This is a genomic window from Bifidobacterium sp. (assembly GCF_050874245.1).
Classification (GTDB): domain Bacteria; phylum Actinomycetota; class Actinomycetes; order Actinomycetales; family Bifidobacteriaceae; genus Bifidobacterium.
In genome coordinates this window covers 1-3,257 of the sequence record NZ_JBNMKH010000130.1, presented here as the reverse complement: position 1 = coordinate 3,257, position 3,257 = coordinate 1, and the positions used below count along the sequence as shown (strand labels likewise).

Annotated in this window: 3 protein-coding genes and 1 pseudogene; 2 read left to right on the top strand and 2 right to left on the bottom strand. The window is 55.1% G+C overall.

The genetic code is table 11. The features are described 5' to 3' along the window. Nucleotides 1-249: pseudogene (locus ACR0P8_RS09090) on the bottom strand (hypothetical protein); the annotation flags it as partial. A gap of 118 nt (nucleotides 250-367) precedes the next feature. On the opposite strand from ACR0P8_RS09090, the gene ACR0P8_RS09085 reads away from it, so the two are divergent. Then, the gene (locus ACR0P8_RS09085; protein WP_432624756.1) at nucleotides 368-1,606 is read left to right on the top strand and encodes an MFS transporter; all 1,239 of its coding nucleotides are present in this window, start codon (nucleotides 368-370) and stop codon (nucleotides 1,604-1,606) included. 182 nt (nucleotides 1,607-1,788) lie between these two features. Here the strand turns inward: ACR0P8_RS09085 and ACR0P8_RS09080 are convergent, their stop codons facing one another. After that, complete coding sequence (locus tag ACR0P8_RS09080; RefSeq protein WP_432624755.1) at nucleotides 1,789-2,400, bottom strand: hypothetical protein; 612 nt, start codon at nucleotides 2,398-2,400, stop codon at nucleotides 1,789-1,791. Between the two features lie 555 nt (nucleotides 2,401-2,955). Between ACR0P8_RS09080 and ACR0P8_RS09075 the strand changes: the two genes are divergently transcribed. After that, the coding region (locus ACR0P8_RS09075) for a response regulator transcription factor (RefSeq protein WP_432624754.1) at nucleotides 2,956-3,257 on the top strand (302 nt) is incomplete at its 3' end.

The window sequence follows — 3,257 nt, the reverse complement described above, 5'->3', positions numbered from 1 at the left end:
GATTGGGCCCGCAATGATGGCTATCGCCGCGACCGTCGCCACCAATGTAGTGGCGATCATGCCGATGCGTTGCTTGAGGCTCGCCTTGTTCCATGTATTGCGCAGTTTTCTGCGCAGATTCTTTGGAACAAGGGATTTGCGGTTGCCCGTCTTGCGATTGCTTGTTTTGCGGTTGCGTGACCTGTTTCCGCCGGTTTTCCCGCCGCTGTTTCCGCTCCGATTGGTTTTGCGTGTCATCTTGCGTGTCATCGGTACCGTATTGTATCGCGCGCGGTTTATCCTTTCCTGAAGAAAGTAAATCGTCAATCGATTGACGTAAGCGATGCCGTGCGAATCGAAACATCGGGAAGCGAATGACGGAATGCGAATGGAAGCGGAGAGCGGAAAAGTGCGGATCGACAAGGAACGGTTCTTCAATCTGCCGGTGGTGATGCTCATCGCGTCGAGCTTCATGCTTGGCATGAGCGAATTCATCATGGTCGGTATCCTGCCCGACATCGCCGCCGATCTGAAGGTGTCGGAGGTGACGGTCGGCAATCTGGTGTCCCTGTTCGCCTTCGTGTATGCGCCCGTCACCCCGCTCGGATCCGCGCTGTCGGCAAGGTTCCCGCGATTCGCCACGCATCTGACGCTGATCGGTGTGTTCCTCGCGGGCAATATCCTGTGTGCGTTCGCGCCGAACTATGCGGTGCTGGTGGTGGCGCGCATCATGATCGCCCTGGTGTCCGGAACGTTGGTGGCCGTGGCCATGACATACGCGCCCGACGTGACCGCCGACAGATTCCGTACGAAATTCATCGCATGGGTGTTTTCCGGATTCTCCATCGCATCCGTGGTCGGCGTGCCGGTTGGCACGTGGGTGGCTAACACGTTCGGCTGGCGTTGGGCGTTTCATATGATCAACGTGCTCACCATCGTGCTCATCTTTGGCATGATCGTGACGCTGCCACGAAACAGCCACATCGTGAAGATCGGATTCCTGCCGCAGTTCCGCCTGTTCTTCGACCGGCGCATCCAGCTCGGCGTGCTCACCGTGGTGTGCGGCGCGGCCGCAAGCTACGTCTTTTACACGTATCTGACGCCGATCATGCGCGACGAAGTGCATGTGCCGGAACAGTACCTGAGCGTCGGACTGGTGATCTTCGGTGCGGCCTGCCTATGGAGCAATCTGTATGGCGGCAAGTTGGCCGACCACGGCAGGGGAGTGGAACCGCTGACGCACATCCGTCCCATCTACTGCGCCCATGCGGTGCTCATGGCATCGCTCGTCGTGGCGCATTGGGTGCCGGTGTACGGTGCGTTGCTGCTCGTGGTGCTGGGCATGTTCATGTACCTGCAGAATTCCGCTTCCCAAGTGCTGTATATGGACGTCGCCTCGCAGTCGCACCCTGGCTCGTTGAACCTAGCCGCGTCGCTTAATTCCATGTCGTTCAACATCGGCATCGCAATCGGGTCGGCGGTCGGTGGCCTGGTCAACGGACATTTCGGGCTGACGTGGCTTGGTCCGGTAGGCGCGCTGTTCCTGCTATGCGCGATTGCCGCCACCACGATGCTGCGTCCGTTCGTGGCGCAGGAACTCAAGTTCTATGCCACCCAACGCGCATGACGTTTCCGTTCCGCACGAGTCCAAATCATGCAGGGTTTACGGTCGTCTGCCGATGCATGACGGGAACGCGGCGGTCAGCCGAGCGGCTTCCACTGATCGGTATCATTGACGTCTCCGAACGACGCGCCGTTCGCCACCCAGCAGCTCTGCATTTCGGCATTCGAGAAATCCACAGTGGTGGGTTAGTTTTTGGCGTGCGCGTCCAAATCTTTCTTGTACGCTTCCTTATCGTAGCTTTTCGGCACGATACCGGCCTTATGCAGGCAATCGACCATGGCTTGGTCGGCATCGGAAAGCATGCCGGGATTGCCTATTTGCATCTGGTACACGCCGGTCACCGCAATGACTTCAGTGTTATAGCATTTGTTCTCATCTTCATTGAACTTCCAGCGCTGCTGGTCGCTCATGCCGGTCGTGTCTCGCATGGCGATCATGTACAGGCCATTGGAGAACTGCTTGAGCACAGGTGTCGTATACCCATAGCCGGTCACGCACTGCTTGTAATTCGACCAAGCGAGTTCGTAATCCGGTTTCGACACGCTTCCTGATTTCCTGGAACGCTTCAGAATCGTCTTCTGAGCGTCGCTCATGGGATACTTGGTATCGGGTTTGGCGTCCAAATCAAGAAGAAAATCGATGTAATCCGGTATCGAATTCGCGATTTTGGCTTTGGATGGGTCACTGTCGGCACTTCCGGTCGGCTGTTTCGTATCCTGCTGGTCGACAGCCGCCCCACAGCCCGCGCAGCCGATAAGAGTTATGCCTACTAAGCATGTGGTGATGTTTCTCAACACATGGACTATTCCATTCCGCATGGCGATCGAGCTTCCTAATACTGATAATATTCAACATAATCATTTTGAGTCAATGAAGAGCCTCCGCTAACTGAGGCGGAGCAATGTTGCTTAGCGAGCGCTCTGCTTGTCTGCGAATGTTGTGGCCTATCTTGCTGTGCGTAGCAATATTGGTTATGGTAATCGGTTTGAGTCCTTACATATGAACTTGTCGGTTGCACGCTCCATTCAACATGATAAGGGCCTTCGCTATATGAGCCACTGGTGACAGGGTACCGACATACAGCATTTGCCACGGCAGTGGTGCCGAAGCATATTCCGACAGCCGCTATTGATGCGGAAATTGTTTTCGCTAGTTTATTGTGTTTCATCCAGGACATCATCGTCCACCTTTCGTCATCATATCGGGCCGCCTTGGACCAATGATTCATATTGTATGAGTCGTTTTACGGGGTTATTGCGGACGATATACTCAATATGAGTAAGGGGTGATGGTGAAATGATGTATCGTGGTGTGGTAGGGGGATGTTTTTCCAGAAAGAGGAGCGTCGTACCATGATGGGGAAAACAGTTGGTGGCCCGAAGGTATTGCTTGTTGACGATGACGAAATCGTCATCGAAGCGTTGCCTGGCCTATTCAAGCGGATTCTTCCGGCGGTGAGTATCGCCGATTCGGCCACCAGCGGCGTTGAAGCTTTGCAATTGTTTGCATTGAACGCTGGCCAATACGCTCTTATACTGCTCGATATGTCGTTGGAAGGCATGCAAGGACCGGAAGTTTGCCGTCGTATGCGGTTGATGGACTGGTCCACACCGATCCTCGGCATGACCAGCTTCAGTCTGAACCGGTATCGCGT